Origin of the sequence: Paraburkholderia sp. A1RI_3L, assembly GCF_048957895.1 — a bacterium.
GTDB lineage: Bacteria > Pseudomonadota > Gammaproteobacteria > Burkholderiales > Burkholderiaceae > Paraburkholderia > Paraburkholderia kururiensis.
The window spans coordinates 376,271-402,613 of the sequence record NZ_JARCHA010000005.1; the positions used below are offsets into that span (position 1 = coordinate 376,271).

Below are 26,343 nucleotides of genomic sequence, written 5' to 3' on the forward strand. Positions count from 1 at the left end.
TCCTCTTTTTCGGCCGGCAGCGGGGCCGGGCGCATCCTGCGCGCGACCGCGCCGGACCACACGTATGCATCAAGGGAGAATCATGCTGCGGGTTCTGATCCGGGCCGGCGCTTGCGCCGGCGCGCTTGTCTTGCCGGTTGCCGCCTTCGCGTTCACGGCGAGCGACCTCAACCGCCTTTGCATGAAAACGGACGTGGCGTCGCGCGCCGCATGCGCTGCCTACATCGAAGGCGCGGCAGACGGCGTGTTCAATACCATCGACGCCATTGGCGGCACCACCGGCCCGCGCGTGGGTCAATACTTCTGCCTGCCGCCGGACGCGCGCTCCGCGCAACTGACGGACGCGGTACGCAAGTACATTGCCGACAATCCGAACGTGGCCGGCTACAACGCGAGCACGGCGGTTTCTTTGGGGCTCGGCAAGGCCTTTCCCTGCAAGACCGGCAACTAGCCGCGAGCCGCCGGGTAACGGGGCGCCGTTGCCGGCCTGGGGCTGTGCCAGCGGTGGACTGCGCGGGCGGGCAGCGTTGCTGAGGGCGGCCACGCGGGCGCGCCGCGGCAGATTGCGGGAGCGGCGTCGCTGCGTGACGCAAGGCTGCTTGCGTGAAAGGTCGCCCGGGAGGCTGCCCCGCAGGCCGCACCACAGGTTGCCTGATAAGTCGCCCGTCTTCCCGCTACCGGGAGAAGGAGGAGAAGGTCGCTCATGATCACGATCGACGATCTCGAACGCATCGCCTCGGCACCGCTGGAAGCGTGGCCGGGAACGTTGCTCTTCACCGTGATCGGGCTTGCGTTCGCTTTCGGCGTCCACTGGGCGGGCGGCCGCGTGCTTATCCGCATCGCGCGGCCTTATCCGATTCTCAGCGTCTTTCTGCGCTACATCGACAAGCCGGCGCTCTTCGTCGTCGCGATTCTCATGCTCGAAATCGTCTGGTGGGAGGCGCCGGACACGCTCCATTTCATCGGCAGCCTGCGCGATCTCGCGGCGTTCGCGCTGATCGGCGGGATGACCTGGCTTTCCGTGCGCTCGGCCGCCGCGATCGGCGAAGCGATCATCGAGGCGCATCCGCTCGATACCGCGGACAACCTGCAGGCGCGGCGCATCCATACCCAGGCGCGGGTGCTGGCGCGCTCGGTGATGGTGGTGATCGTGATCGTCGGCGTAGGCGCGGCGCTCATGACCTTTCCGAACGTGCGGCAGATCGGTGCGAGCCTGCTCGCCTCGGCCGGCGTGGCGGGTCTGGTGGCCGGTATCGCTGCGCGGCCGGTGCTCGGCAACCTGATTGCGGGCTTGCAGATCGCACTGTCCCAACCGCTTCGCCTCGACGACGTGGTGGTCATTCAGGGCGAGTGGGGCCGCATCGAAGAGATCACGGGCACCTACGTTTCGGTACGGCTCTGGGACCAGCGCCGGCTCATCGTGCCGCTTCAGTGGTTCATCGAAAACCCGTTCACGAACTGGACGCGCAGCAGCGCGGAGATTATCGGCACCGTGTATCTCTGGCTCGACTACCGCATGCCGCTCGCACCGCTGCGCGAGGAACTCGCGCGCATCGTCGCCGAAGCGCCCGAGTGGGACCGGCGTGTGCAGGTGTTGCAAGTGACCGACACCAGTGAACGCGCGATGCAGTTGCGTATTCTCGTCAGTTCGCAGGATTCGGGGCTGAACTGGGACCTGCGCTGCCGCGTGCGCGAAGGGCTGCTCGACTTCGTGAACCAGCATTACCCGCAATACTTGCCGCGTGCACGGGCCGAAGTGTCGGCGGAACTGGAGAGCAGCACGCATGGCGCGCACGGCCGCCACGTGCCAGGCTCGCGACACCACGCATCGAGCACGGCGGCGCATACCGAGGCGGACCCGGTGGCGGGCCGCAGCGCGCGTGCCGGAGGTCGCGCGGCGCGTCCGTCTGACGGCGACGAACGGGCTGCCGGCGACGTGCCTGCCCCCGTCGACGGCGAGGCGAGAGGCAGCCAGCCGGCCCAGGCGCAAGCGCCGGACCGATAGCGCGCGACTGGACGCGGCCACGGTGGCTGGCCCGCCAGATCGGTCCGCCTTGATACGACACGGCAGCCATCGCGTTCACGGCGACCGCCACGGCCAAGCCGCGCAGGTTCCGGCAACCCGCACAAACACAAGAACGAGGCACCGCAGCGACAGGCGCGATAACCTCACCACCACACGCCACGAGACCGGCGCAACGCGAGCAGACGAACACTCGGCACAACAGGAATCGGGAGAACAGGTTTCATGGGCAGACTGATCGTAGTATCAAACCGTGTGGCCACGCCCACGGAGACGAAAGGGTCCGCGGGCGGCCTCGCCGTCGGCGTATTCGGCGCGCTCAAGGACGCGGGCGGCGTGTGGTTCGGCTGGAGCGGCGACGTGGTGAGTGAGACGGTGGCCAACGCGGGGCCCGTGCTGGAGCAGGAGGGGTCGGTGACCTTTGCTACCGTGGGCCTCACGCGCAAGGACTACGACCAGTACTACCGCGGTTTTTCGAACGCCACGCTGTGGCCGGTTTTCCATTACCGCAACGATCTGGCCCGCTACGAGCGCGACGAATACGCGGGCTACCGGCGCGTCAACGCCTGGCTCGCGCACAAGCTCACCAGGCTGATTGAGCCCGACGACGTCATCTGGGTCCACGACTACCACCTGATTCCGTTTGCCGAGGCCTTGCGCGCCGAAGGCGTGACGAACCTGATCGGCTTCTTCCTGCACATTCCGTTTCCCGCGCCTCAGATCCTGCTCAACATTCCGCCGCACGAAGAACTCGTGAAGTCGTTGTGCTGCTACGACCTGATCGGCTTCCAGACGCGCAACGACCAGGTCGCATTCCACGACTACCTGGTGCGCCATGCACGCGGCGAAGTGACGGACACGGGAGAAAGCGAAGGCGCAGTTGCTTCGGCCTTCGGCCGCATGCTGCACACCGGCGTGTATCGCATCGGCGTGTTCCCCGACGAGATCGCCGAGCAGGCGAAACGCTACGAAAGCCGCCAGCACGTGCTCGACCTCAAGCAGAGCCTGGAGGGCCGCAAGCTCATCATGAGCGTCGACCGGCTCGACTATTCGAAGGGGCTCGTCGAGCGCTTTCGCGCCTTCGAGCAACTGCTGGAGCGCGCGCCCGAATGGCGCGGCAACGTTACGCTCGTGCAGATCGCGCCGCCCACGCGCTCGGATGTCGATACCTATCAGCAGATCCGCCAGGAGCTGGAAGGGGAAGCCGGGCGCATCAACGGCCGCTTTTCCGCGCTCGACTACACGCCCATCCGCTATCTCAACCAGCGCTACGACCGCTGGAAGCTGATGTCGCTGTTCCGCGAATCGCAGATCGGGTTCGTCACGCCGCTGCACGACGGCATGAATCTCGTCGCCAAGGAATACGTGGCGGCGCAGAACCCCGACGATCCCGGCGTGCTCGTGCTCTCCATCTTCGCGGGCGCGGCTGCCGAGCTTTCGGGCGCGCTGCTCGTCAATCCGCACGACGCCATCGGCATGAGCGAGGCGCTGCAAGAGGCGCTGGCGATGCCGCTTGCCGAACGCAAGGCGCGCTACGAAACCAACATGACGGCGCTCCGGAAGAACGATCTCGGCGTGTGGCGCGACTCGTTCCTGCGCGACCTGCGCAGCCTGGAGCGCGAGGCGTGACGGCGTGGCGGCATGGCGGCGCGACGACATGAGCTCAGCAAACGGGACAGCCGCGGCATGAACGGCGAGCGCGAACGCGAGCCGATGCTCGGCACGCTCGCCATCGCGGGTTACCGGTCGCTGCGCGAACTGGTGGTGCCGCTCGCGGCGCTCAACGTGGTGACGGGACCGAACGGCAGCGGCAAGTCGAACCTCTATCGGGCGCTGCGCCTGCTCGCGGCGACGGCGCGCGGCGGATTGATTGCGTCGCTTGCGCGCGAAGGCGGCTTGCCGTCCACGCTCTGGGCCGGCCCCGAGCGCTTCTCGCGCGGCATGCTCGCGGGCGAGGTGCCCGTACAGGGAACGCGCCGCAAGGAGCCCGTGAGCCTGCGGCTCGGCTTTGCGGGCAGCACGTTCGGCTACGCGATCGACCTCGGCTTGCCGCTGCCGGGCATCTCGCAGTTCCAGCTCGACCCCATCGTCAAGCGCGAGTGCATCTGGAGCGGGCCGGTGCTGCGCCCGTCGGCGTTGCTCGTGGACCGGCAGGGCCCGACGCTGCGCACGCGCGACGAGGAGGGCGAGTGGGCGCCCGTGGCGCAGCCCATCGCGAGCTTCGATAGCATGATGACCGAGTTCTCGGACCCGAAGACCGCGCCCGAGATGATCGCGGTGCGCGAACAGATCCGCTCGTGGCGCTTCTACGACCATTTCCGCACCGACGCCGAGGCGCCTGCGCGCCAGCCGCAGATCGGCACCCATACGCCGGTGCTGGCCGACGACGGCGCGGACCTCGCCGCGGCGTGGCAGACCATCCGCGAGATCGGCAATCCGCGGGCGCTCGACGCTGCCGTGGAAGACGCGTTTCCCGGCTCGAGCGTGGCCGTGGTCAACCACGAGGGGCGCTTCGAGGTGACGATGCAGCAGCACGGCCTGCTGCGCGCCCTCAAGGCGGCCGAACTCTCGGACGGCACGCTGCGCTATCTGCTGCTCGTCGCGGCGCTGCTCACGCCGCGCCCGCCTGCGCTGCTCGTGCTCAACGAGCCGGAAACCAGCCTGCATCCCGACCTGCTGCCCGCGCTGGCGCGGCTGATTGCCGATGCGTCCACGCGCTCGCAGGTGCTCGTCGTCTCGCATGCGGCGCGGCTCATCGCGGCGCTGGAGCGCGAGGGCGGCAGCCACTCGATCGTGCTCGAAAAGACGCTGGGCGCCACGCGCATCGCCCAGGCCGACGAACTCGATTTGCCCGCCTGGAAATGGCCGGCACGCTAAGGCCGACACGCTAAGGGCCCGCACGCTAAGGGCCGCCACACTGAGCGCCGGCACGCTGAGCGCCGTCCGCGACGAGGCCGGGCGCGCCATTTTCTCTTGAAAAGCATACTGTTTCGCGACTGTAACAGCGCTTTTCAATTGAAATACCAGGGGCGCGGGCGCGGCGGCTGAACAATAATCCACCCATCGGCCGTACCCGCCGCGCGGGCAGACGCGTGCGCGCGAGCCAGCGTTCAAGGTTCAGGCCGTTTCATGGAGAGACCAATGAGAATTGCGCAGATCGCACCGTTGACCGAATCGGTGCCGCCGAAGCTCTACGGCGGCACCGAGCGCGTCGTGTCGTACATCACCGAAGCGCTGGTGGAACTCGGTCATGACGTGACGCTCTTTGCCAGCGGCGACTCGATCACGAGCGCGAAGCTCGAACCCGTGTGGCCGCGCGCGCTGCGGCTCGACCCGGGCATTCGCGACCGCGTCGCGCCGCACATGCTGCTCATGGAACTGGTGCGCCGCCAGGCCGACCAGTTCGACGTGCTGCATTTCCACATGGACTACTACTCGTTTTCGGTATTCAAGCGCCAGGAAACGCCGTTCGTGACCACGCTGCACGGGCGGCTCGACCTGCCCGAACAGCAGCCGGTGTTCGATACGTTCAACACGCAGCACGTCGTCTCTATCTCGAATGCGCAGCGCCAGCCGCTGCCGCAGGCGAAGTGGCTCACCACCGTTTATCACGGGTTGCCGGAGCGGCTCTACACGCCGCAGCCGGTGGAGCAGCGCTACCTTGCGTTCCTCGGACGCATCTCGCCGGAAAAGCGCGTGGATACCGCGATCCGCATCGCGGGCCGCTGCGGCATGAAGCTGCGCATCGCGGCCAAGGTGGATGCCGCGGACCGCGAATACTTCGACCGCGATATCCGGCCGCTGCTCGAACTGCCGCATGTCGAGTACATCGGCGAAATCGACGATTCGCAAAAGGCCGCGTTTCTCTCGGGCGCCCATGCGTTGCTGTTTCCGATCGACTGGCCCGAGCCGTTCGGGCTCGTGATGATCGAGGCGATGGCTTGCGGCACGCCGGTGATCGCGTTCAATCGCGGCTCGGTGCCGGAGGTGCTGGACGAAGGCGTGAGCGGCTTCATCGTGGAAGACGAGATCGGCGCGTGTGCCGCCGTGAATCGGCTCAATCGCGTGTCGAGGGCTGGGGTGCGCCGCCGCTTCGAGGAGCGCTTCACGTCGCACCGCATGGCGCAGGAGTACGTGGACGCTTATCAGTCTGTGATTCGCGCGCAAAAGCGCTCGCGCTTCAAGGTGATCGACGCGTCCACGACGTGAAGCGCTTTCACGCTGCGGCGCACGCGAACGAAGCCGTGCCGTCGCGGCCGTGCTGATGTGCTGATGAAACGACACAGGCGCAGCCGAGGCCCGCAGAGCAGGCTCCGGCTGCGCCTGAGACATGGCGGGCCCGACGCCCGCCGACGCCCGTGATACTCAGATGTGAAGGCGCGAAACCTTCGTGCCAGTCAGCGACAGGTCGCCCATCAGGCCGGCGTTGGTCAGCACGATGACCTGCACTGGCGCGGTGGCCGTGTTCGAGTCGATGGCGCCGTTGGCGCCCACCTTCACGAGCGCGACCGAGGCGTCGCCGCCCACCGCCCAGCCGTCCGAACTGCGGAATTTGTCGAGGGAGTCCTGCGTCATGAACAGGAAGACGATGGCCTTCGACTGCGCGCCCGCCTGCAGTCCGAACGAGCCGGTTGCGGTGCTGTAGTAGCCCACGCTGCTGCCGCCCACGCGCAGCGCGCCTTCGCCGTACTGGCCGCCCACGATGAAGCCGGCCTGGATCACCGACGGGAACACGAGCACGCCACGCGCCTTGGCCACGAGTTCGCGCGAGCCCGGCACGGTCTGATACAGGCGCGACAGGGTGCCGTCCACGCTCGCGTCGATGGAGTGGCGCTTGGACGCATTGGTCGACGCCGTATTCGACTCGTTGGGCGTGGTCGTGCAGCCCGCGAGCGCCAGCGCGCCGAGCAGGACCGCGGTGGAAGCCTTCAGAATCAGGTTGCGTTTTTGCATCGTTTTTTCTCCGTTGTGGTTTCCGGAAGCGGCCGCCGACCCTCGGCGGCGGCCGGGAACTGCCTGGCCCGTTATAACACGGGGACCATGACGGCCGCCCTGGACGCGACATCGTGCTACATCGCACCCGTCACGCTTGTGGCTGTGTGCTCGAGGGCGTTTAGCCATGCGCGGCGGGTCTCGCTTGCCGTACGGGGACGCCCGCGGCAAGCGGAGGGTGACGTCGGCTACTCGAGGTTAGCCACTGTGTCACTGCGCGGCGGGTTCACATGCCGCGCGTGGCTCAGTCATGGCTGGAGTAGCAAGCGGTGTGCCCCGGTGGCATCAGGGCTCGCGGGCGAATGGACGGCGTGCGGGGGAAGTTGTGACCGACTGGAATGCCAATCGAAAGGAATCGGGTGCGCGACACACACTCAATGGGGAGCCGGCCGCTTGACGGGAGGGCGCTCGACGGGCGGCCGTCTGAGCGCGCGGCGGATGCCCGCGATCAGGAGCCCCACGGCGAAGAGGGTGGCAGCCGGCACGATCCAGTAACCCACGAAGGCGTGCCACAGATAGCTGGCGAGGGTGGCGCGCCGCACGGCGTATTCGTCGCGCGCCTCCTGTTGGCGCGTGGCGTTCGCGGCGAGCACGTCTTGCGGACACCCGGCGCCGGCCGCTTCATCGGGGGTGCCGTGGCAGCGTTGCGGAGCACCGGCGGCACGCTGGGCATCGGTGAATGTCCAGGTGCTCAGCGCCTGTTGCAGGTCCGCCCGGTTGTAAGCCATTTCTTCCTGGATCTCGCGCACAGCCACGATCGCCACGGGCACTGCCCAGAAGACGATCACGATCAGCCAGCGCCGTACCCAGCGGTTTTGTCTCCATGCCATCCCTGCCTCCGTTCAATGCACTGCGGCATCAACGACCGGTCGGCGCCCGATGGCTCATTGTGTTTGCATGTGATGGAAGCGCCGCCTTGGCCGCCATCATAGAAGAAAACGGCCGACGTGGTGTACGGGCGCGCTGCGGCAAGGGGAAGGGGAAACGGGGCTGAACAGAAGGACTGCGCTCGGCCCAGGCGGGCGCCCGGGCCGGATAGAGCGTGTACGACCGGCCGGTGTCAGTTCTTGGTCGAGAGGCACGACTTCATGAACGCCTTGCGCTCGTCGCCTTTCTTGCCGGTGGCCTGCTGGTTGCACATCTTCATGCGGTCTTGCTGGCTCATCGGGCCGGACGCGGCGGCGGGAGCATCGGCCGAAAGGCACTGCTTCATGAACGCCTTGCGCTCGTCGCCCTTCTTGCCGCTGGCTTGCGTGTTGCAGGCCTTCATTTTTTGCTGCTGCGTATTGGCAGCGGCAGGTGCAGCAGGAGCGGCGGTTTGAGCAAACACCGGCGCAGCGAATACGCCACCCAGCACGACTGCGGCGATAGCAGATTGGATTTTCATGGACACACTCCCATCAGAGATTGGACTTTCTCGTTGTCATGTCAGGGCGGCATGGACGGCGCCAGTTTATCGGCACCGTCCCGCGCGTGGCAAAGCCGCTCTGAAAACGAGGCGGCGGCGGCTTTGGTTGACACAGGGCAGGCAGGTTATACCCTGGGCAGGCGAGGACACACGGCCTGGCGCGCACGCTTTCACGTTTGGCCTGCGGCGATATGATTCACATGCAATGCGCCGTGGCCGGCACAGATTGCGGCCGCCCGGTTTTACCTCAAGCTTCGTCACGGAGACGTCAATGCACTATCTGCTCATGTACGACGTTGCACCCGACTATCTTCAGCGCCGCGGCGAATATCGCGCCGCGCATCTGGCGCTCGCCTGGGCCGCGGCCGAGCGCGGCGAATTGCTGCTGGCGGGCGCATTGACCGACCCCGTCGACGGCGCAGTGCTGCTCTTCACGGGTGAAACGCCCGCCGTCGCCGAAGACTTCGCACGCGCCGATCCCTACGTGCGTGAAGGGCTCGTCACGCGCTGGCACGTGCGGGGCTGGCAGACCGTGGTCGGCGAGCAGGCCGCCACGCCCGTGCGCGCCCAGTGAAGCGCGTTTACCCAGGCCGTATCGCAGATTGAAGCGCTGTGCAGACTATGCGTGAAGCATCGCAGGCGTATTGCGCATTACGCAATTGGCATGGAATGACGGTATTCAGCGCAAGCTATATCGACGTGATAAGAAATTCATAAAAAAATCGATAAGCAGCGAGTGCTCCGCTGATATGTGACATTAGCTGTCACAAAGCCGGTTGAAGCCGCCGGACCTGCGTCCGGCGTGCTGCCGCTGCCATCATTTCCGTTTTCAAGCCAGCCGCATCTACGCCGCAAAAAGGACAAGTTTGTTTCCATGCGTAACAACTGTCTCTGTCATATTCATGCAAACCCTGGTGATGGTATGCTTCGTGCACAAATTCTCCCATGCACGAGTGAGACCCCGTTTTGTGCGTCGCGCCGGGGAATGTTCGCACTACCTCAGTGCGACCGTTCGAAAGTGGCACAAAACGCATAAGCCTATTGTGCAACCGAGGGCACGACACGAATCACCGTTTCATGAAATTCGTGCGTGTTCAAAGCCGCAGCCCGGCCTGGCTGCGTGGAGAAACACATGTTTTTCGATGAGCTAAGCAATGAAGAATGGGCGCAGGTGGCCGCGCTCGTTTCCGACGAGCCAGTCGTGCGCCTGAACCGGCGCGGCCGGCCCCGTGCCGAGCCTCGCGTCGTGGCCAACGCTGTCCTCTGGATACTGACCACGGGCGAGCCGTGGTCGAAACTGCCGGGCCGTTATCCGTCCGGGCCAACCTGCCGGCGCCGCTTCGAAGAGTGGCAACTGAACGGCACGCTGGCCGAGGTGGTCCGCATTCTCTCGCAAGGCGGCCGCAAGTTCGCCTACGTGCCTGAACCGTCGGCCCCGGTCGTACGCCAGACTGCGCCCGCCAGCCCCCCGCCCGCGCGCGAAGAAAGCGGGCGCGCGGACGGCATGCGCGGCGTGTTCTGGAAGAGCCCCGAATCGTGGCAGACACCGGATGCCACGCCGGGCTGGCGCGCGTTCGGCCGTTCGCTCGATTCGCTCGGCCGTCTCGATCCCATCGCGAACATCACGCGTCAGCTTACCGGTGCACCTGAAAGCGATGCGGCGGATGCGAACGCGTCGGGCGCAGCGGCGGCGGCCGGGCAGAACGTTACAAATTTGCCTTCGTCGCCCCAGTCGACTCGCCCGCTTCAGACGTCCGACGGCCAGGAGGTCGTTACACGCGACCCGATGTGGTCGAGCCTGCCTGTACAGGGCGAGCAACTGGTGGATCGCCGCGGCTATGTGATTTACGCGATGGCGCAGCCGATTCCCAATCGTCTGTATCGGGCCGCCGCCGAAATCATGCGCGATGGACGCCGTGTCGAGCGCTCGGGTCTCGTCGGTCCGCGTTTCGACGATGCCGACGCTGCGCAACGCTATGCGCTGGAGTGGGCGCAGCAGTGGATCGACCGCGATTGCCGCACGCGTGCAGCGGCGCAGCAGCTCGCGCAACAACGCGAAGGCGGCGCCGTGAGCGCGCCCGTGGCCAGCCGGCCGCCGCTTGCCAATCAGGTGCAGCGGGCATTGCCCACCGTGCCGAACGCAGGCCCTGTAACGCGCAGTGCGGCGGACGCGCTCAACGTGAACGCGCGATGGGTGGCGCTGCGTCGCTACCCGACCGACGTCGTATCAAGAAGCGAAGATGCCGCGCTGGATGGGCTCGGCAACAGCGAAGCGCAAGGCACGAGCCTTTCGACGAGTCTTTCGCAGCCCGCGCAGCAACGCACGGCCGAACGCATGCCGGAACGCGCACCGGACCACGGGCCCGAACGCGCACCGAGAGTCTCGCAGTTCCTGACGCATGCGAACTGAGGCACGTGAACTGAAGCATCGCAGGCCACTGCACGCGACCCGCGTCTGAACTAATGCAGTGATCTAACGCAGTGATCCGAGGCAAGGGCACAACCTCATCGCAATCGCGACCGGCCCATGGGCGGCAGGCGAGCGAAAGTCGCTTCGCCGCCGCAGGAGCCGTCTAAACAGGCAAACAGGCTCACCCCGCCGGTCCACCTCCACGCGTCACTGTCGCCCGTAGGTATCGTCGAAGCGCACGATGTCGTCTTCGCCCAGATAGGAACCCGACTGCACCTCGATGATTTCGAGCGGCATCTTGCCCGGGTTCTCGAGCCGGTGCGTGACACCCAGCGGGATATAGGCCGATTCGTTTTCGGAGACGATGAAGCGCTCCTCGCCGCGCGTGACGAGTGCCGTGCCGCGCACGACGATCCAGTGCTCCGCGCGATGGTGATGCATCTGCAGCGAAAGGCGCGCGCCCGGTTTCACGACAATGCGTTTCACCTGGAAGCGCTCGCCCATATCCACGGAATCGTAGTGGCCCCAGGGGCGGTGGACCTTGCGATGGTTCGCCGCCTCGGTGCCGCGGCTGCTGCGAATGCGGCCCACCACTTTCTTCACGTCCTGCACGTGCGCCTTGTCGGCCACGAGAATGGCATCGGGCGTTTCCACCACGACGAGATCGTGCGTGCCGACGCAGGCAATCAGGCGTCCTTCCGAATGAGCGAAGGTGGTTTGCGCGCCTTCGAACAGCACGCGGCCGCGGCCCACGTTATGGGCCTCGTCCTTCGGCGAAATCTCCCAGATCGCGTCCCACGATCCCACGTCGGACCAGCCCGCCGCGAGCGGCACCACGACGCCCGTGACCACGGAAGTGTCGCTGCCCAGTTGTTCCATCACTGCATAGTCGATCGAATTGGACGGCGACGAGGCGAACGCTTCGCGGTCCACGCGAAAGAAGTCGCCGTCGTCACGGCCGCGTTCGCAGGCCGTGACGCACGCTTCGTGAATGGCCGGCTCGAAGTGGCGAATCGCCTTGAGCCACGTGGACGCACGCATGATGAAGATGCCGCTGTTCCACCAATACGCATTGGAGGCCACGTACTGCTGCGCGAGTTCGAGATGCGGCTTTTCGACGAAGCGTTCGAGGCGCCGCGCTTCATCGCTTGCCTCGTCGCTTGACCCGTCGTTCGACCCGTCGCCCTGAGCGAACGGCTCGCCCACGCGGATATAGCCGTAGCCGGTCTCCGCACGCGTCGGCACGATGCCCATCGTCACCACGCGACCCGCCGCGGCATGCTGCACGCCGGCCGCCACCGCGGCCTGGAATGCGGCGAGGTCGGTTACGGCGTGGTCTGCGGGCATGATGACCATGATGCCGTCTTCATCGGCGGCCGTAATCGAGAGTGCTGCAACGGTGAGTGCGGGCGCCGTGTCGCGCCCCGCGGGTTCGAGAATCAGGCGGGCCACCTTGCCGCTCACGCGCAATTGCTCCGCTGTCGTGAAGCGGTGCTCCTCGTTACCCACCACGACGATCCGCTCGGCGAGCGGATAGCCCGCGTCGAGCGCATCGAGCCGGCATGCCGTGGATTGCAGCAGCGAATCATCGCCAAGCAGTCCGATCAATTGCTTCGGATACTGCTCGCGCGACATGGGCCACAGGCGCGTGCCGGAGCCGCCCGCGAGTATCACCGGATGGACCTTCAGCTTCACGCCGGCCGGAGCGGCCATACGAGCGCCGGCGCCAGCCGCCGCCGCAATTACCGGATGAGACATATCGTTCTCCTCACACAGGATCGAAGATCAGTGCGAGCAGTTGTAGCACGACGTAAATAGTCAATAAAACGCATTACGAAACTTCTGCAAAAGCGCTTTATTGAAACGAATTCGATATTCGATAAATCGCATAACGATTTGTGGCGTTTTTATTTCGCCGGCAGATGAAATTAAAAAAATAAAAGGAAAGAAAAGCCGCCATGGCTCGACCCGGGAAAGGTGCACATTGGACGAACTGCGGAGCGGGGCGGCGCGAAATGTCTGACAAGATGCGCCCGTGTACCGCTGGAGGGCCTCTGCGGCGCCCCGTTGGCCCCGTAAACGCCACAAAAAAGCAGCAATTACCGAACAAAAATAGACAAAATTCGGTAATGTCTACCGATACATTTCGAGATATTTTGCGTGCTTGCGGGCCGAATTTTAATACCGCTTTATTGATACCTGTACGAGGGTATTCACTCATATTCCCGGACGGAACACGAACTTGATCGACAATCCGAGGTGCGGTTCATGCTGAGCGTTCTATCCAGAGTCATCGATATTGCGATGGTTGCCGCGGGCGCGCTGATTGCCGCTGCCTTGCATGGTGGGTCGCTCGTCTGGCTCACGGACATGCAGAACGTCGCGCTGGCGTTCAACTGCCTGCTGATGATCTGGATATTTCCGGCCTTCGGCATCTATCAGTCGTGGCGCGGCAAGCCGCTCTACGACCTGCTGGGCCGCGTGGCGCTCGCGTGGCTCGCGGTGGAAGGCATGGGCATTCTCATGAGCTTCAGCCTGCACCGCGCGGACATGCTGTCGCGGCTGTGGCTCGGCTACTGGGCAATTGCGACCGTCGCGCTCCTGATCGTGACGAAGACCGTCGTGCATACGGTGCTCAAGGGGCTGCGCCGCGAGGGCTACAACCAGAAGGCCGTGGCGATCGTGGGCAGCCCACGCTATGCGCGTTTTCTGATCGAGCAGATGCGCGGGCGCCCCGAAGCCGGTTTCAAACCTGTCGCGGTATTCGACGACGGCAGCTTCGGCGCAACGGGCGAGGTGGCCGCACCCGACACGGGCGCGATCGAAGGCGTGCCAGTCGAGCACGGGTTCGCCGCGATGATCCAGGTGATCCGCCATCGCGGTATCCGCGAACTGTGGCTCGCGCTGCCCATTTCGCAGGAGCGCACGATCCATCGCTTCGTGAAGGAATTGCGCCACGACTTCGTCAACATCCGGTTCATTCCGGACGTGCAGAGTCTCTCGCTCTTCAGCCAGCCCGTGGTCGATCTGCTGGGCGTGCCGGCGATCAACCTGGCGGCGTCGCCCATCACGGATCTGCGCGTGCTGCCGAAGCTCGTGTTCGACCGGCTCTTCGCGCTCGCGGCGCTCACGGCGCTCTCGCCGCTGATGCTCGTGATCGCCGTGCTCGTGAAGCTCTCGTCGCCGGGCCCGGTGTTCTTTCGCCAGAAGCGCAAGGGCATCGACGGCAACGAGTTCGAGATCTACAAGTTCCGCTCGATGAAGGTGCATCGCGAAGAAGCGGGCAAGGTGACGCAGGCGCGTCGCGGCGATCCGCGCATCACGGCGGTTGGAGCCTTCCTGCGCCGCACGAGTCTCGACGAGTTGCCGCAGTTCATCAACGTACTGAAGGGCGAGATGTCGGTGGTAGGTCCGCGCCCGCATGCGCTGGAACACGACGACATCTACAAGGACCTCGTGAAGGGTTACATGCACCGCTACCGCATCAAGCCTGGCATTACGGGCTGGGCGCAGATCAACGGCTATCGCGGCGAGACGGACCGCATCGAAAAGATGATGGGGCGCGTGAAGCTCGATCTCTACTACATGCAGCACTGGACCTTCTGGCTCGACCTCAAGATCGTCGCGCTGACCATGTGGAAGGGCTTCGCGGGCCGCAACGCGTATTAGTGGAATAGCGCAACAGAGCGGCGCTGCGGTGCACGAGACGCACGCCACACGATTCGACACGGCGCGGCCCGTCCCGCTCCGTTTTCTGAAACCGGATGTTTTGTTCTCGAGGTGTGATTCATGAACCTGACGATCATTGGAAGCGGCTACGTTGGCCTCGTTACCGGCGCGTGTCTTGCCGACATCGGCAACGACGTATTCTGCCTCGACGTGGATGCACGCAAGATCGACGTGCTCAACAGCGGCGGCGTGCCGATCCATGAACCGGGTCTGCAGGAACTCATCGCGCGCAACCGCAAGGCGCGCCGTCTCACGTTTTCAACCGACGTGGAAGCCGCGGTCGCCCACGGCGACGTGCTCTTCATCGCCGTGGGCACGCCGCCCGACGAAGACGGCTCGGCGGACCTGCAATACGTGCTCGCCGCGGCGCGCAACATCGGCCGCTACATGAACGGCTTCAAGGTGATTGTCGACAAATCGACGGTGCCGGTGGGCACTGCGGCGCGCGTGCGCGAGGCCATTGCGGGCGAGCTGCGCGCGCGCGGCGTGCAGCACATGTTCTCCGTGGTCTCGAACCCCGAGTTCCTGAAGGAAGGCGCGGCCGTGGAAGACTTCACGCGGCCCGACCGCATCGTACTGGGCTGCGACGACGACGTGCCCGGCGAAAAGGCCCGCGAACTCATGAAACGCCTGTACGCGCCGTTCAATCGCAACCGCGAGCGCACGCTGTACATGGACGTGCGCTCCGCGGAGTTCACGAAGTACGCCGCGAACGCGATGCTCGCCACGCGCATCTCGTTCATGAACGAGCTTGCCAATCTGGCTGACCGTGTGGGCGCCGACATCGAAGCCGTGCGTCGCGGCATCGGCTCCGACCCGCGCATTGGCTACGACTTTCTGTATGCGGGGTGCGGCTATGGCGGCTCGTGCTTTCCGAAAGACGTCCAGGCGCTCGTGCGCACCGCCGACGAGCAAGGCCAGAGCCTTCGCATCCTGCAGGCGGTCGAGGCGGTCAATGAAACGCAGAAGAAGATTCTTGCGCACAAGATCGTCGCGCGTCTGGGCGAAGACCTGACAGGGCGCACGTTCGGTGTGTGGGGTCTCGCGTTCAAGCCGAATACCGACGACATGCGCGAAGCGCCCAGCCGCGCGCTGATCGCGGCGCTGCTCGCGCGCGGCGCCACGGTGAAAGCCTACGACCCGGTCGCGACCGATGAAGCGCGCCGCGTGTTCGCGCTCGACCTCGAAGGCGCGCCGCAGCAGCAGGCCCGTCTCGTGTTCGTCGACGACGAGATGGAAGCGGCCGAAGGCGCGGACGCGCTCGTGATCCTCACCGAATGGAAGGTCTTCAAGATGCCGGACTTCGAAGCGCTGAAGGCGCAGCTGACGATGCCGCTCGTCTTCGATGGCCGCAATCTCTACGAGCCCGAAGCGATGGCCGAACTCGGCATCGAGTATCACGCCATTGGGCGGCAAGGCGCGATTGCAGGCGCACGCGCCAACGTGCAGCCGCGCACGGCAGGCAGCGTGCCGGCGGACGAAACCGCCAGGGCATGAGACCGCAATGAGACCGCTGTGAGATCGCAATGAGATCGCAACAGGCGACGGAGAACCCGCGATGTTCAACAACGTCCTGATCGTTTGCCATGCGAACGTGTGCCGCTCGCCGGCCGCGGAGCGGCTCTTCCGCGCGCAGGCGGGGCACGCCGCAAGGGCGGCCCGCTCGCCGCGCACGCCGGCCTTTCACTCGGCCGGCATTCGCGCCATGGAAGGCGGCGGCATGGACCCCGTGATGGAGCGCCTGCTCGCGGAGCGCGGCATCGCGGCCGGCGCCCATCACGCGCGGCGTCTCACGCGCCGGCTCGTTCGCGACGCGGACCTCGTGCTCGTGACCGAGCGCCGTCAGGTGAAAGACGTGGAAGCGCTCGAGCCCACCTCGCGCGGCAAGGTCTACGCGCTCGGGCAGTGGGAAGACTCGGACGTGATCGACCCGCATGGCCGCGACGAAGCGGCATACCGCGACAGCTTCGCGCTGATCGAACATCTGGTGAAGGGATGGCTGGACAAAATATGCTGAAGAGAAACATCGGAATCGTCTTGACGCTGACCGCTTTCCTGTCGGCCTGCGCAACCGCGCCCGGTAACTACCTCGATACGTCGAGTCTGAAAGACTCCAACGAGCAGAAGCAGCAGGAAACGTATCCGGTGCACCTGATCGACTCGCAGCTCGTGGCCACGCAGATGCAGGCCGCTGCGGTGCCCGTGGATCTGCCGGCCTCGCGCTACGCGAGCCCCGCGGACTACGTGTACCACCTCGCGCCGCAAGACATTCTCGGCGTGACTGTCTACGACCATCCCGAACTTTCCACGCCCCAGGGCAGCACGTTTTCCACGGGCGGCAATACCACGCAGACCGTCGCGCAGGCGCTCACGCAGCCCTACACGAACGCGCTCTCGGGCCAGGCCGACCCGTATGGCCAGACCGTTGCCGCCGACGGCACCATCTACTTCCCGTTCGTGGGCCGTATCCGCGCCGCGGGCAAGACCGTCAACGAACTGCGCGACGAACTCTCGAAGGGGCTCGTGCGCTACATCCGCAATCCGCAGGTGGACGTGCGCGTGCTCGCGTACCGCAGCCAGAAAGTGCAGGTGACGGGCGAAGTGAAGCAGCCCGGACCGCTTGCCATCAGCGACGTGCCGCTCACGCTCGTGGATGCCATCACGCGCTCGGGCGGCACGACGGCGGACGCCGACATCCAGCGCGTGCGCCTCACGCGCAACAACAAGCTCTATGTGCTCGACGCGAACCGTCTGCTCGATCGCGGCGACGTCACGCAGAACGTGATGCTGCAAAACGGCGACATCGTCAACATTCCGGACCGCTCCGACAGCCGCGTGTTCGTGCTGGGCGAAGTGAAGACGCCCACGCAGATGCCCATGCTGAAGGGCCGGCTCACCATTGCGGACGCGCTCACGCAGGCCGGCGGCATTCTGGACACCGACGCGAACCCGCGCCAGATCTACGTGATGCGCGGCATGATGGACAACCCCACGAAGCCGGACGTGTACCGGCTCGACATGACGCAGCCGAACTCGATCATGCTCTCCACGAAGTTCCAGTTGCAGCCGCTCGACGTGGTCTACGTCGGCACGGCCGCCTCGACGACGTTCAACCGCGTCCTTCAGCAGGTGCTGCCGACCATCCAGACCATCTTCTACACGAAGCAGATCACGCGCTGATGCACGACATGACGCGCACGAACTGCCTCTTATCCATCGGGACCGAACTGTGAGCACGCAAGCAAACACTCCACTGGGCATCACGGCCCGAACCGAAGAAGAGGACGTGGTCCTCGGCGATCTGCTGCAGGTATTGCTCGACGACATCTGGTGGTTGATCGCCATTGCCGCCATGGTCGTCGGCATCGCGGTGTTCTACTGCTACGTCGCGAAGCCCGTCTACACGGCCGATGCGCGCGTGCGCGTGGAGGCGGCGGACTACACCTCGCAGCCGCTCACGCAAACGCAGACGGGCGCCGCGGTGTCCACGGGTTCGTCCGCGCTGCCCACCGACGCCGAGATCGAAATGATCAAGAGCCGCAGCGTGGTGGAGCCCGTGGTGGATCAGTTCAAGCTCAACTTCTTCGTGGCGCCGAAGACGTTCCCCGTGCTCGGCAGCCTTGCCGCGCGGCTCGCCACGCCGGGCGAGCCCGCGAAGCCGTGGCTCGGCCTCGATTCGTACGCGTGGGGCGGGGAAGTGGCGAACGTCGATTCGATCGACGTGGACCCGTCGCTGGAGGGCAAGAAGCTCACGCTCGTCGCTCAAGGCGCGAACCGCTACACGCTGGAGGACAGCGAAGGCCGTCTGCTGTTGCGCGGCGAAGCAGGGCAAGAGGCGCAGGGCAACGGCGTGACGATGCTCGTGAACCGGCTCGTGGCGCGGCCCGGTACGCGCTTCACAGTGGTGCGCCTCAACAACCTCGATGCGATTACGGCGTTCCAGTCGGCCATCAACGTGCAGGAGCAGGGCAAGCAGACGGGCGTGATCCAGATCTCGCTCGAAGACACCGATGCGGGCCGTGCCGCGCAGATCGCCAACGCGCTCGCGCAGTCGTACGTGCGCGAGCACGTGGCCACCAAGCAGGCCGACGCGAACAAGATGCTCGACTTCCTCAAGGCCGAAGAGCCGCGCCTGAAGGGCGACCTCGTGCGTGCGGAGGCGGCGCTCACGGCTTACCAGAGCAAGTCCGGCTCCATCAACGCGAGCGACGAAGCGAAGATTTACCTGGACGGCAGCGTTCAATACGAGCAGCAGATCTCGGCCATGAAGCTGCAGATCGCCTCGCTCGACCAGCGCTTCGGCGAAGACCACCCCGTGCTCGTCGCGGCGCGCCAGCAACTCGCGCAGCTCGAAACCGAACGCGCGAAGTACGACACGCGTTTTCGCGATCTGCCCGCCACGGAAGTGAAGGCCGTGCAGCTGCAACGCGATGCGAAGGTGGCCGAAGACATCTACGTGCTGCTGCTCAACCGCATCCAGGAACTCTCCGTGCAGCGCGTGGGCACGGGCGGCAACGTGCATATCGTGGACGCCGCCATGCGGCCCGGCATGCCGTCGAAGCCGAAGAAGGCGCTCATCGTATCGGCTGCCGCGATACTCGGCCTCATCGTGGGCACGGGCTTCGTGTTCGTCCGGCGCAACATGTTCAAGGGCATCGCGGACCCCGAGCACATCGAACGCACCTTCCACCTGCCCGTGTACGGCATGATCCCGCTTTCCACGGAACAGACCGCGCTCGAAAGCGCCGTGGTGCGCGGCGGCAATCGCCTGCGCTCGGTGCTTGCCAGCGTGCGGCCCAAAGACGTCACCGTGGAAAGCCTGCGCAGTCTGCGCACCGCGCTGCAGTTCACGATGATGGACGCGAGCAACCACGCCATCATGTTCACGGGCTCCATGCCCGGTGTGGGCAAGAGCTTTCTCACCGTGAACCTCGCCGTGCTGCTCGCGCACTCGGGCAAGCGCGTGCTCATGATCGACGGCGACATGCGGCGCGGCGCACTGGAACGCTACCTGGGCGGCCCGCAGGACAACGGCTTCTCGGAACTGCTCTCGGGGCAAATCGCGCTCGAAGAAGCGATCCGCACCACCGAGGTCGACAACCTCCAGTTCATTTCCTGCGGACGCCGGCCGCCGAACCCGTCCGAGCTGCTGATGTCGCCGCGGCTCGCCCAATACCTCGACGCGCTCGCCAAGCGCTACGACGCGATCCTGATCGACACGCCGCCCGTGCTGGCCGTGACCGACGCCGCCGTGATCGGCGCGCACGTGGGCACTACGTTCGTCGTGGTCCGCTCGGGCATGCATAGCGAAGGCGAGATCGGCGACATGCTCAAGCGCCTGCGCGCAGGCGGCGTGCACGTGCAGGGCGCCATCTTCAACGCGATGCCGCAGCGGGCGCGCGGCGCCTACGGGCGCGGCTATGCAGCCGTGCAGGAATATCTGAGCGCGTGACGTCTCAGCCCAGGTACCTGTTCAGTCATACGTCAAACGATACCCAGGAGCCAGAATGAAAGTCTCGGTACTCGTTCCCACCTTCCGTCGCCCCGCGGATCTCTCGCGGTGTCTCGCCGCGCTCCAGCGGCAGCAGCGCCAACCCGACGAAGTGATCGTCGTGGCGCGCCCCGACGACGACGCCACGCACGAATGCCTCGCCAAACACGTTGCGAGCCGCGTGCTGCCGCTCGTCGTGGTGCCCGTGGACGTGCCGGGCCAGGTGGCCGCGCTGAACCGCGGCCTCGATGCCGCCACGTGCGACGTCGTGGCCATCACCGACGACGACGCCGCGCCGCGCGCCGACTGGGTCGCGCGCATTGCGATGAGCTTCGAAAGCGACCCGCGTCTCGGTGCGCTGGGCGGTCGCGACTGGGTGCACGAGAAGGGCCGCGTGCTCGACGGCGCGCGCCCGCTCGTCGGCAAGCTGCGTCTGTCGGGCAAGATCGTGGGCAACCATCACCTCGGCGTGGGTAGCGCGCGCGAAGTGGACGTGCTCAAGGGCGCCAACATGAGCTACCGGCGCGAGGCGATTCGCCACATCCGCTTCGACAACCGGCTGCGCGGCGCGGGCGCCCAGGTCCACAACGACATGGCCTTCAGCATGAGCGTGAAGAACGCGGGCTGGAAGCTCGTCTACGACCCGCAGGTGGCCGTGGACCATTTCCCTGCCGAACGCTTCGACGACGACCGTCGCGACGCGCAAACCCTGCAGGCGGTGCGCAACGCCGCCTACAACCTGCACCTGATCCTGCGCGCCCAGTTGCCGCCGCTGCGCCGCGAGACAGCCTGGTGGTGGTACGCGCTGGTGGGCACGCGCGTCTATCCCGGCTTCGTGCATGCAGCGCTTGCGCTCGCCTCGAAGCGCGGACGCACCACGATCGCCCGCTGGCGCGCGGTGCGAACGGGCGCGCACGAGGCACGGCGCGCAGCGCTATGACCCACGCCGTTGACCGCGCTCGAGGTCCTGCCCTGGCCCGCGAACACCTTCCGGAGAACCGCATGAGCGTGACCCACGTCCACGTGCATCTTTTTTACGGCGCCGATCCGCGCTACTACCGCAAGGGCGAGAACATCGGCTGCCTGTATGGATATCACCACGCCGAGTCGCCTGAATTCGCGCTGTCCTATTCGGAGGACGCACGCGAAGGCGCGCCGGTGCGGCTTGCGCGTCGCGCGCTCAAGGCCGTGCTCGGTTTCGACTTCATTCACACGTGGCGCAATCGCTCAGCCATCCTGAATTCGGACGTGATCTGGACGCATACGGAGCACGAGCATCTTTCCGTGGCGTTGCTGCTGCTCCTGCTGGGCCGGCGCGCCGCACCGCCGATGCTGCTCGCCCAGAGCGTTTGGCTCTTCGACAAGTGGCCGCAATACGGCGCGCTGCGCCGCGCGTTCTATCGCAAGCTGATTGCGCGCGCCGACATGCTCACGACGCTTGCCAGCGAAAATGCCGCGCTGTGTCGCGACTATCTGAAGCGCGAGGCGCGCCACGTCTACTACGGACTCAACACCACGGACTTCCCCGTGCGTGAACCCGAGGCCTGGACACCGCATGCGCCGCTGCGCATCGCCGCCATCGGCAACGACCGCGATCGCGACTGGGAAACGCTCATCAAGGCGTTCGGCCACGACGCGCGCTACGCCGTGAAGCTGGCTACGCGCCGGCGCATTCCCGCTTCGCTGCACGCACCGAACGTGGAAATCGCGTCGGCTTCGGGACTCAAGAAGCAGCACGCGCTCTACGACTGGGCCGACGTGATCGTGGTGCCGCTGCGCCCCAACTCGCACGCCTCGGGCATTACGGTGATGCTGGAAGCCGCGGCGGTGGGCAAGCCGATGATCGTGACGAACGTGGGCGCGCTCGCGGACTATTTCGACGGCAAGGCCGTGTCCTACGTGCCGCCGTTCGACGCGCAAGCGTTGCGCGAGGCCGCAAACCGGCTCGTGGCGCAGCCCGCGGTGGCCCTTGCCCAGGCACGCGCGGCGGCGACGCAGCTCGTTTCGCGCGACCTCACGACGCAGCACTTCGCGCAGCAGCACGTCGAGATCACACGCGAGATGCTGCGCCTCGCGCGCCCGCAATCTCAACCTCAGCCCGTGTCACCTCGTGCCCGCGCAACGGCCGCCGATGAAGCGAAGGCGAACGAAACCGCCGTCATGCGGCGCGCGCCGAGCGAAGCAAGGGGAGGGCGATAGCCGATGACGATGTCCGTCACAGGCCCCGTTCATCCGAACGGCGGTGCGGCGAATGGGAGCATGCAGGGCGCGCAGGCGCCTGCTGCCCGCGCGTCGCGCCTCTTCGGCGGCGACTGGCTCGAATGGATGCCGCCGGTTGCGCTCTGGGTGATTACCGCCGCGTTGATCGTCGCGCACCAGGGCACCGTGCTCACGCTCGCGTTTCCCGTGCTCGCCACGGTCACGGGCGTGTGGCTCTATTTCCGCAGCCCCGCGCGCTACGTCGGCTTCATGTGGTGGACCTGGTTTCTGAGCCCGGAGGTGCGGCGCCTTGCCGACTACGGCAAGGGCGGCTTCACGCCCACGAGCCTGATCCAGATCGCGCCGCTCGCAGTGACCATGATCAGCGCGCTCTCGCTGCTGCGCTACTACCCGGTGCTCGCCCAGCGGCGCGGGCTGCCGGTGCTGCTGATACTGGGCGGCATCGGTTATGCCTTCATCGTGGGCGTGGTGGCAAGCGGGCCGCTCGCGGCCACCTACGACCTCGCGAACTGGATCTACCCGGTGCTGATCGGCTTTCACATCATGGCCAATACGCGCCAGTATCCGCAGTATCGCGACACCATCGTCAACACCTTCATCTGGGGCATGCTCGTGATGGGTGCCTACGGCGTGGTGCAGTTCTTCATCATGCCGCCGTGGGACGCCATGTGGATGATCGGCTCGAACATGAACTCGCAGGGCGACCCCGTGCCGTTCGGCGTGCGCGTGTTCAGCACGATGAACTCCTCCGGCCCGTTCGCGTTCGCGATGATGGGCGCCATGGTGCTCGTGATGGCCGCGCAGCATCGCTTTCGCTGGGTGGCCGGCGCGCTCGGCTTCCTCTCGTTTGCGCTTTCGCTCGTGCGCTCGACATGGGGCGGCTGGGTCATCGCGCTCCTCATCCAGCTCATGAAGTCGAACAACCGCGTGCGCGTGCGCATCGTGGCGAGCGGCGTGCTGCTCGCGGGCCTCAGCGTGCCGCTGCTTGCCGTGGGCCCCGTCGCCGAGCGCATGCAGGCGCGGCTGGACACGCTCGTGAACCTGCGCGACGACCAGAGCTACGCCGCGCGCAACGAGTTCTACGCCAACTTCGCCAAAACCGCGTTCACCGACGTCACGGGCGAAGGGCTGGGCGCCACGGGCGCCTCGACCAAGCTCTCGAGCGACAGCGGCGAACTGGGCAAGTACGGCAGTTTCGACAGCGGCGTGATGAACATTCCGTTCGTGCTCGGCTGGCCCGGCACGCTGCTCTATCTCGCCGGCACGCTGTGGCTGCTCGCGCGGGCCGTGCGGGCGTCGTTCGCGCTGCGCGAGGACCGTTATGCCTCCGCGTGCCTGAGCCTTGCGCTCGCCATCTTCGCGATGCTCGTCTTCACCAACTCGCTTGTGGGTACCGGCGGCCTGCTGCTGTTTTCAAGCGTGTTTTCCATTCTTTCCGCGGCACACTGGCAGAAATCTCAGAAAGCCATGCGCAGACGTGCCGCAACGCTCAACGGAGGCACCTGATTGAGAGTCGCCATCGTCACCCACGTGGTGCGCCACAACGACGGCCAGGGGCGCGTGAATCACGAGATTGCGCGGGCCGCGCTCGAAGAGGGCATGGAGGTCACGCTGGTGGCCTCGCACGTCGCACCGGAACTGCTCGCACATCCGCGCGTGCGCTGGGTCTGCGTGAAGCCCGGCAAATGGTGGCCCACCAACCTGCTGCGCCAGCAGGTTTTTGCCGCGAAAAGCGCGCTGTGGCTGCGCGCGCATCGCAGCGAATACGACGTGCTGCACGTGAACGGCTTCATCACGTGGGCCCGCGCGGACGTGAACACCGCGCACTTCGTGCATAGCGGCTGGGCGCGCAGCCGGTACTACCCGTTCGGGATCGGCCGCAGCCTGTGGTCGTCGTATCAGTACGTCTATACGCGCTGCAATGCGTGGCTCGAACGCTGGGCCTATCGACGCTCGCGCGTCATCACGGCGGTGTCGAAGAAGGTGGCTGACGAAATTCGCAGCATCGGGCTCACGCCTTCCAACCGGCTCGACGTGATCTACAACGGCGTGGATACGCAGGGCTTCGCCGCGGCGAGCGGCGACCGCGTGAAATTCGATTTGCCCGCCGACGCGTTTCTGCTGCTTTTCGTGGGCGACCTGCGCACGCCGCGCAAGAACCTCGGCACCGTGCTCGAAGCACTACGTGTGTTACCGCCGCGCGTACAGATTGCCGTGGCCGGCTACCTGCCGGGCAGCCCGTACCCCGAGATGGCCCGCAAGCTCGGCGTTGCGGACCGCGTGCATTTTCTCGGTCTCGTGAAAGACATGCCGGCGCTCATGCATTCCGTGAACGCCTTCGTGTTTCCTTCGCGCTACGAGGCGATGAGTCTTTCGCTGCTCGAAGCGATGGCGGCGGGCTTGCCTGTCGTGACCGCGCGCACCGCGGGCGGCGCCGAGATCATCACGCCCGAATGCGGAATCGTGCTGGAAGACCCCGACGATCCGCACGCGCTGGCCGAAGCCGTGGCGCGCCTTGCCGATTCATCGGACCGCTGCGAGGCCATGGGGCGTGCCGCGAGCGAACTGGCCACGCAGTTCGGCTGGACCCGCATGGCGCAGCAGTATCTCGCGCTCTACCGGCAACTCGCGGACGGCGAGGCGGGCCGCCGCGCCGAAGCGCCCGATGCAGCCTACGCGCAATAGCGTGAAGCACTTAAGACGTGGCGAACGGGCGCCTGCGCCCAGGTACACGTCAGCAAGCAACCCATGCAAAACGACAAAGGAACTGCCATGACCACCCGTTCAATCAAGTCGCTACAGATCGGCATGCACTGGTTTCCCGAGCGTGCCGGCGGGCTCGACCGCATGTACTACTCGCTCGTCGGCGCGCTGCCCGGCGCGGGCGTGGAAGTGCGCGGCGTCGTGGCGGGCTCGCCGCGCGTGGCGGCCGATACGGGCGGCGCCATCAACGGCTTCGGCTCCGCGTCGCAGTCGCTGCCGCTGCGCCTCATGGCCGCGCGCCGCGCACTGCGCCGCGAAATTCGCCGGCATCGGCCCGACGTGATCTCGTCGCACTTCGCGCTCTATACATTTCCCGGCCTCGACGTCACGCGCGGCATTCCGCAGGTCTCGCACTTTCAGGGACCGTGGGCCGACGAGAGCCAGGTGGAAGGCGCCGACTCGCTCGGCCAGCGCATGAAGCGCTACCTCGAGCAGTCGGTCTACGAACGTTCGTCGCGGCTCATCGTGCTTTCCAATGCGTTCGGCCAGATCCTCACGTCGCGCTACGGCATTCCGCCGGAACGCGTGCGTGTGGTGCCGGGCTGCGTCAACGTGGAGCAGTTCAATCTGCCGATGTCGCCAGCCGATGCGCGACTCAAGCTGCAACTGCCGCAAGGCCGGCCCATCGTGCTCGCGGTGCGGCGGCTGGTGCGCCGCATGGGGCTCGAAGATCTGATCGACGCCGTCGCGCTGCTCAAGAAGCGCGTGCCCGATGTGTTGCTGCTGATCGCAGGCAAGGGGCGTCTCGAAGGCGAGCTGCAACGGCGCATCGACGAAGCGGGGCTCAGCGACAACGTGAAGCTGCTCGGCTTCGTGCCCGATGCGCATCTCGCCGCGCTTTATCGCGCCGCTACGATCAGCGTGGTGCCCACGGTGGCGCTGGAGGGCTTCGGGCTCATCACGGTGGAGTCGCTCGCGTCGGGCACGCCGGTGCTCGTTACGCCGGTGGGCGGGCTGCCTGAAGCCGTAGCGGGCCTGTCGCAGGATCTGGTGTTGCCGTCGACGGGGGCATCCGCGATTGCCGATGGCCTCGCTGCCGCGCTGCGTGGCGCGCTTCGTTTGCCGGACGCCGAAGCCTGCTACGCCTATGCGCGCGACAACTTCGACAACGCGGTGATCGCGAGGCGCGTGGCGCAGGTGTACGAGGAGGCGATCGCCGAACGCGTGCATTGAGGTGGAGCGGGACGCGGGCCGTGCGGCATGGCCTGCGGTCTGCAATGCGGAGTGGCGACGTGGGGCGACGTGGTTTTTTTCGCTGCGCTATCGGGCGAAGACATCGAGACAGCAGGCAAGGGTGGGTGAGGGCG

Annotated in this window: 21 protein-coding genes; 17 read left to right on the forward strand and 4 right to left on the reverse strand. The window is 66.0% G+C overall.

What is annotated here, in order from left to right; genetic code table 11:
• The first annotated feature begins 82 nt into the window (after positions 1-82).
• From PXJ20_RS17080 to PXJ20_RS17100, 5 genes are all read left to right on the forward strand, one after another.
• The gene (locus PXJ20_RS17080; RefSeq protein ID WP_017773902.1) at positions 83-451 is read left to right on the forward strand and encodes a Rap1a/Tai family immunity protein; all 369 of its coding nucleotides are present in this window, start codon (positions 83-85) and stop codon (positions 449-451) included.
• A 252-nt stretch (positions 452-703) separates the two neighbouring features.
• On the forward strand, positions 704-2,005 hold the full coding sequence (locus PXJ20_RS17085; RefSeq protein ID WP_421029281.1) for a mechanosensitive ion channel family protein: 1,302 nt from the start codon (positions 704-706) through the stop codon (positions 2,003-2,005).
• Positions 2,006-2,248: 243 nt separating this feature from the next.
• Positions 2,249-3,652, forward strand: coding sequence for an alpha,alpha-trehalose-phosphate synthase (UDP-forming) (gene otsA, locus PXJ20_RS17090; protein WP_421029280.1), 1,404 nt, complete (start codon positions 2,249-2,251; stop codon positions 3,650-3,652).
• 84 nt (positions 3,653-3,736) lie between these two features.
• Complete coding sequence (locus PXJ20_RS17095) at positions 3,737-4,900, forward strand: AAA family ATPase (RefSeq protein ID WP_421030914.1); 1,164 nt, start codon at positions 3,737-3,739, stop codon at positions 4,898-4,900.
• A 264-nt stretch (positions 4,901-5,164) separates the two neighbouring features.
• Positions 5,165-6,232 (forward strand): glycosyltransferase family 4 protein, encoded by a 1,068-nt coding sequence (locus tag PXJ20_RS17100; RefSeq protein ID WP_017773906.1) that lies wholly within the window; start codon positions 5,165-5,167, stop codon positions 6,230-6,232.
• A 156-nt stretch (positions 6,233-6,388) separates the two neighbouring features.
• On the opposite strand, the gene PXJ20_RS17105 is transcribed toward PXJ20_RS17100, so the two are convergent.
• From PXJ20_RS17105 to PXJ20_RS17115, 3 genes are all read right to left on the reverse strand, one after another.
• Positions 6,389-6,976, reverse strand: a complete 588-nt coding sequence (locus PXJ20_RS17105) for a BPSL1445 family SYLF domain-containing lipoprotein (RefSeq protein ID WP_042298810.1) — start codon at positions 6,974-6,976, stop codon at positions 6,389-6,391.
• A gap of 413 nt (positions 6,977-7,389) precedes the next feature.
• Positions 7,390-7,845: a hypothetical protein gene (locus PXJ20_RS17110; RefSeq protein WP_421029279.1), complete on the reverse strand. Its 456-nt coding sequence runs from the start codon at positions 7,843-7,845 to the stop codon at positions 7,390-7,392.
• Positions 7,846-8,075: 230 nt separating this feature from the next.
• The gene (locus PXJ20_RS17115) at positions 8,076-8,402 is read right to left on the reverse strand and encodes a PsiF family protein (protein ID WP_126877295.1); all 327 of its coding nucleotides are present in this window, start codon (positions 8,400-8,402) and stop codon (positions 8,076-8,078) included.
• A gap of 292 nt (positions 8,403-8,694) precedes the next feature.
• On the opposite strand from PXJ20_RS17115, the gene PXJ20_RS17120 reads away from it, so the two are divergent.
• Complete coding sequence (locus tag PXJ20_RS17120; protein WP_126877294.1) at positions 8,695-8,997, forward strand: YciI-like protein; 303 nt, start codon at positions 8,695-8,697, stop codon at positions 8,995-8,997.
• 558 nt (positions 8,998-9,555) lie between these two features.
• On the forward strand, positions 9,556-10,833 hold the full coding sequence (locus PXJ20_RS17125; RefSeq protein ID WP_421029278.1) for a transposase: 1,278 nt from the start codon (positions 9,556-9,558) through the stop codon (positions 10,831-10,833).
• A 207-nt stretch (positions 10,834-11,040) separates the two neighbouring features.
• On the opposite strand, the gene PXJ20_RS17130 is transcribed toward PXJ20_RS17125, so the two are convergent.
• Complete coding sequence (locus PXJ20_RS17130; RefSeq protein WP_421030913.1) at positions 11,041-12,546, reverse strand: mannose-1-phosphate guanylyltransferase/mannose-6-phosphate isomerase; 1,506 nt, start codon at positions 12,544-12,546, stop codon at positions 11,041-11,043.
• A gap of 555 nt (positions 12,547-13,101) precedes the next feature.
• On the opposite strand from PXJ20_RS17130, the gene PXJ20_RS17135 reads away from it, so the two are divergent.
• The 10 genes from PXJ20_RS17135 to PXJ20_RS17180 all read left to right on the forward strand — a co-directional run bounded on the left by PXJ20_RS17135 (position 13,102) and on the right by PXJ20_RS17180 (position 26,209).
• Positions 13,102-14,502, forward strand: a complete 1,401-nt coding sequence (locus PXJ20_RS17135; RefSeq protein ID WP_421029277.1) for an undecaprenyl-phosphate glucose phosphotransferase — start codon at positions 13,102-13,104, stop codon at positions 14,500-14,502.
• Positions 14,503-14,622: 120 nt separating this feature from the next.
• Positions 14,623-16,059: a UDP-glucose dehydrogenase family protein gene (locus tag PXJ20_RS17140; RefSeq protein WP_421029276.1), complete on the forward strand. Its 1,437-nt coding sequence runs from the start codon at positions 14,623-14,625 to the stop codon at positions 16,057-16,059.
• 61 nt (positions 16,060-16,120) lie between these two features.
• Complete coding sequence (locus PXJ20_RS17145; protein WP_017773915.1) at positions 16,121-16,579, forward strand: hypothetical protein; 459 nt, start codon at positions 16,121-16,123, stop codon at positions 16,577-16,579.
• Complete coding sequence (locus PXJ20_RS17150) at positions 16,558-17,742, forward strand: polysaccharide biosynthesis/export family protein (RefSeq protein WP_199540029.1); 1,185 nt, start codon at positions 16,558-16,560, stop codon at positions 17,740-17,742. Before PXJ20_RS17145 ends, PXJ20_RS17150 begins: the two co-directional genes overlap by 22 nt.
• Before the next feature lie 49 nt (positions 17,743-17,791).
• A complete protein-coding gene (locus tag PXJ20_RS17155) occupies positions 17,792-20,014 on the forward strand; it encodes a polysaccharide biosynthesis tyrosine autokinase (protein WP_421029275.1) in 2,223 nt (740 codons plus the stop codon).
• 55 nt (positions 20,015-20,069) lie between these two features.
• Positions 20,070-20,993, forward strand: coding sequence for a glycosyltransferase (locus PXJ20_RS17160; protein WP_421029274.1), 924 nt, complete (start codon positions 20,070-20,072; stop codon positions 20,991-20,993).
• Positions 20,994-21,055: 62 nt separating this feature from the next.
• Positions 21,056-22,252: a glycosyltransferase gene (locus tag PXJ20_RS17165; protein WP_421029273.1), complete on the forward strand. Its 1,197-nt coding sequence runs from the start codon at positions 21,056-21,058 to the stop codon at positions 22,250-22,252.
• A 60-nt stretch (positions 22,253-22,312) separates the two neighbouring features.
• Positions 22,313-23,779: an O-antigen ligase family protein gene (locus PXJ20_RS17170; protein ID WP_233411277.1), complete on the forward strand. Its 1,467-nt coding sequence runs from the start codon at positions 22,313-22,315 to the stop codon at positions 23,777-23,779.
• Positions 23,780-24,958, forward strand: coding sequence for a glycosyltransferase family 4 protein (locus PXJ20_RS17175; protein ID WP_421029272.1), 1,179 nt, complete (start codon positions 23,780-23,782; stop codon positions 24,956-24,958).
• A gap of 87 nt (positions 24,959-25,045) precedes the next feature.
• Complete coding sequence (locus PXJ20_RS17180; RefSeq protein ID WP_126877287.1) at positions 25,046-26,209, forward strand: glycosyltransferase family 4 protein; 1,164 nt, start codon at positions 25,046-25,048, stop codon at positions 26,207-26,209.
• Positions 26,210-26,343: the final 134 nt, after the last annotated feature.

Coding starts and splice junctions, on each gene's coding strand:
- PXJ20_RS17130 (WP_421030913.1), bottom strand. CDS start 12,546: ATGGCCGCTCCGGCCGGCGTGAAGCTGAAGGTCCATCCGGTGATACTC.
- PXJ20_RS17170 (WP_233411277.1), top strand. CDS start 22,313: ATGCAGGGCGCGCAGGCGCCTGCTGCCCGCGCGTCGCGCCTCTTCGGC.
- PXJ20_RS17135 (WP_421029277.1), top strand. CDS start 13,102: ATGCTGAGCGTTCTATCCAGAGTCATCGATATTGCGATGGTTGCCGCG.
- PXJ20_RS17145 (WP_017773915.1), top strand. CDS start 16,121: ATGTTCAACAACGTCCTGATCGTTTGCCATGCGAACGTGTGCCGCTCG.
- PXJ20_RS17080 (WP_017773902.1), top strand. CDS start 83: ATGCTGCGGGTTCTGATCCGGGCCGGCGCTTGCGCCGGCGCGCTTGTC.
- PXJ20_RS17120 (WP_126877294.1), top strand. CDS start 8,695: ATGCACTATCTGCTCATGTACGACGTTGCACCCGACTATCTTCAGCGC.
- PXJ20_RS17100 (WP_017773906.1), top strand. CDS start 5,165: ATGAGAATTGCGCAGATCGCACCGTTGACCGAATCGGTGCCGCCGAAG.
- PXJ20_RS17125 (WP_421029278.1), top strand. CDS start 9,556: ATGTTTTTCGATGAGCTAAGCAATGAAGAATGGGCGCAGGTGGCCGCG.
- PXJ20_RS17150 (WP_199540029.1), top strand. CDS start 16,558: ATGGCTGGACAAAATATGCTGAAGAGAAACATCGGAATCGTCTTGACG.
- otsA (WP_421029280.1), top strand. CDS start 2,249: ATGGGCAGACTGATCGTAGTATCAAACCGTGTGGCCACGCCCACGGAG.
- PXJ20_RS17115 (WP_126877295.1), bottom strand. CDS start 8,402: ATGAAAATCCAATCTGCTATCGCCGCAGTCGTGCTGGGTGGCGTATTC.
- PXJ20_RS17165 (WP_421029273.1), top strand. CDS start 21,056: ATGAGCGTGACCCACGTCCACGTGCATCTTTTTTACGGCGCCGATCCG.
- PXJ20_RS17085 (WP_421029281.1), top strand. CDS start 704: ATGATCACGATCGACGATCTCGAACGCATCGCCTCGGCACCGCTGGAA.
- PXJ20_RS17180 (WP_126877287.1), top strand. CDS start 25,046: ATGACCACCCGTTCAATCAAGTCGCTACAGATCGGCATGCACTGGTTT.
- PXJ20_RS17105 (WP_042298810.1), bottom strand. CDS start 6,976: ATGCAAAAACGCAACCTGATTCTGAAGGCTTCCACCGCGGTCCTGCTC.
- PXJ20_RS17095 (WP_421030914.1), top strand. CDS start 3,737: ATGCTCGGCACGCTCGCCATCGCGGGTTACCGGTCGCTGCGCGAACTG.
- PXJ20_RS17110 (WP_421029279.1), bottom strand. CDS start 7,845: ATGGCATGGAGACAAAACCGCTGGGTACGGCGCTGGCTGATCGTGATC.
- PXJ20_RS17140 (WP_421029276.1), top strand. CDS start 14,623: ATGAACCTGACGATCATTGGAAGCGGCTACGTTGGCCTCGTTACCGGC.
- PXJ20_RS17160 (WP_421029274.1), top strand. CDS start 20,070: ATGAAAGTCTCGGTACTCGTTCCCACCTTCCGTCGCCCCGCGGATCTC.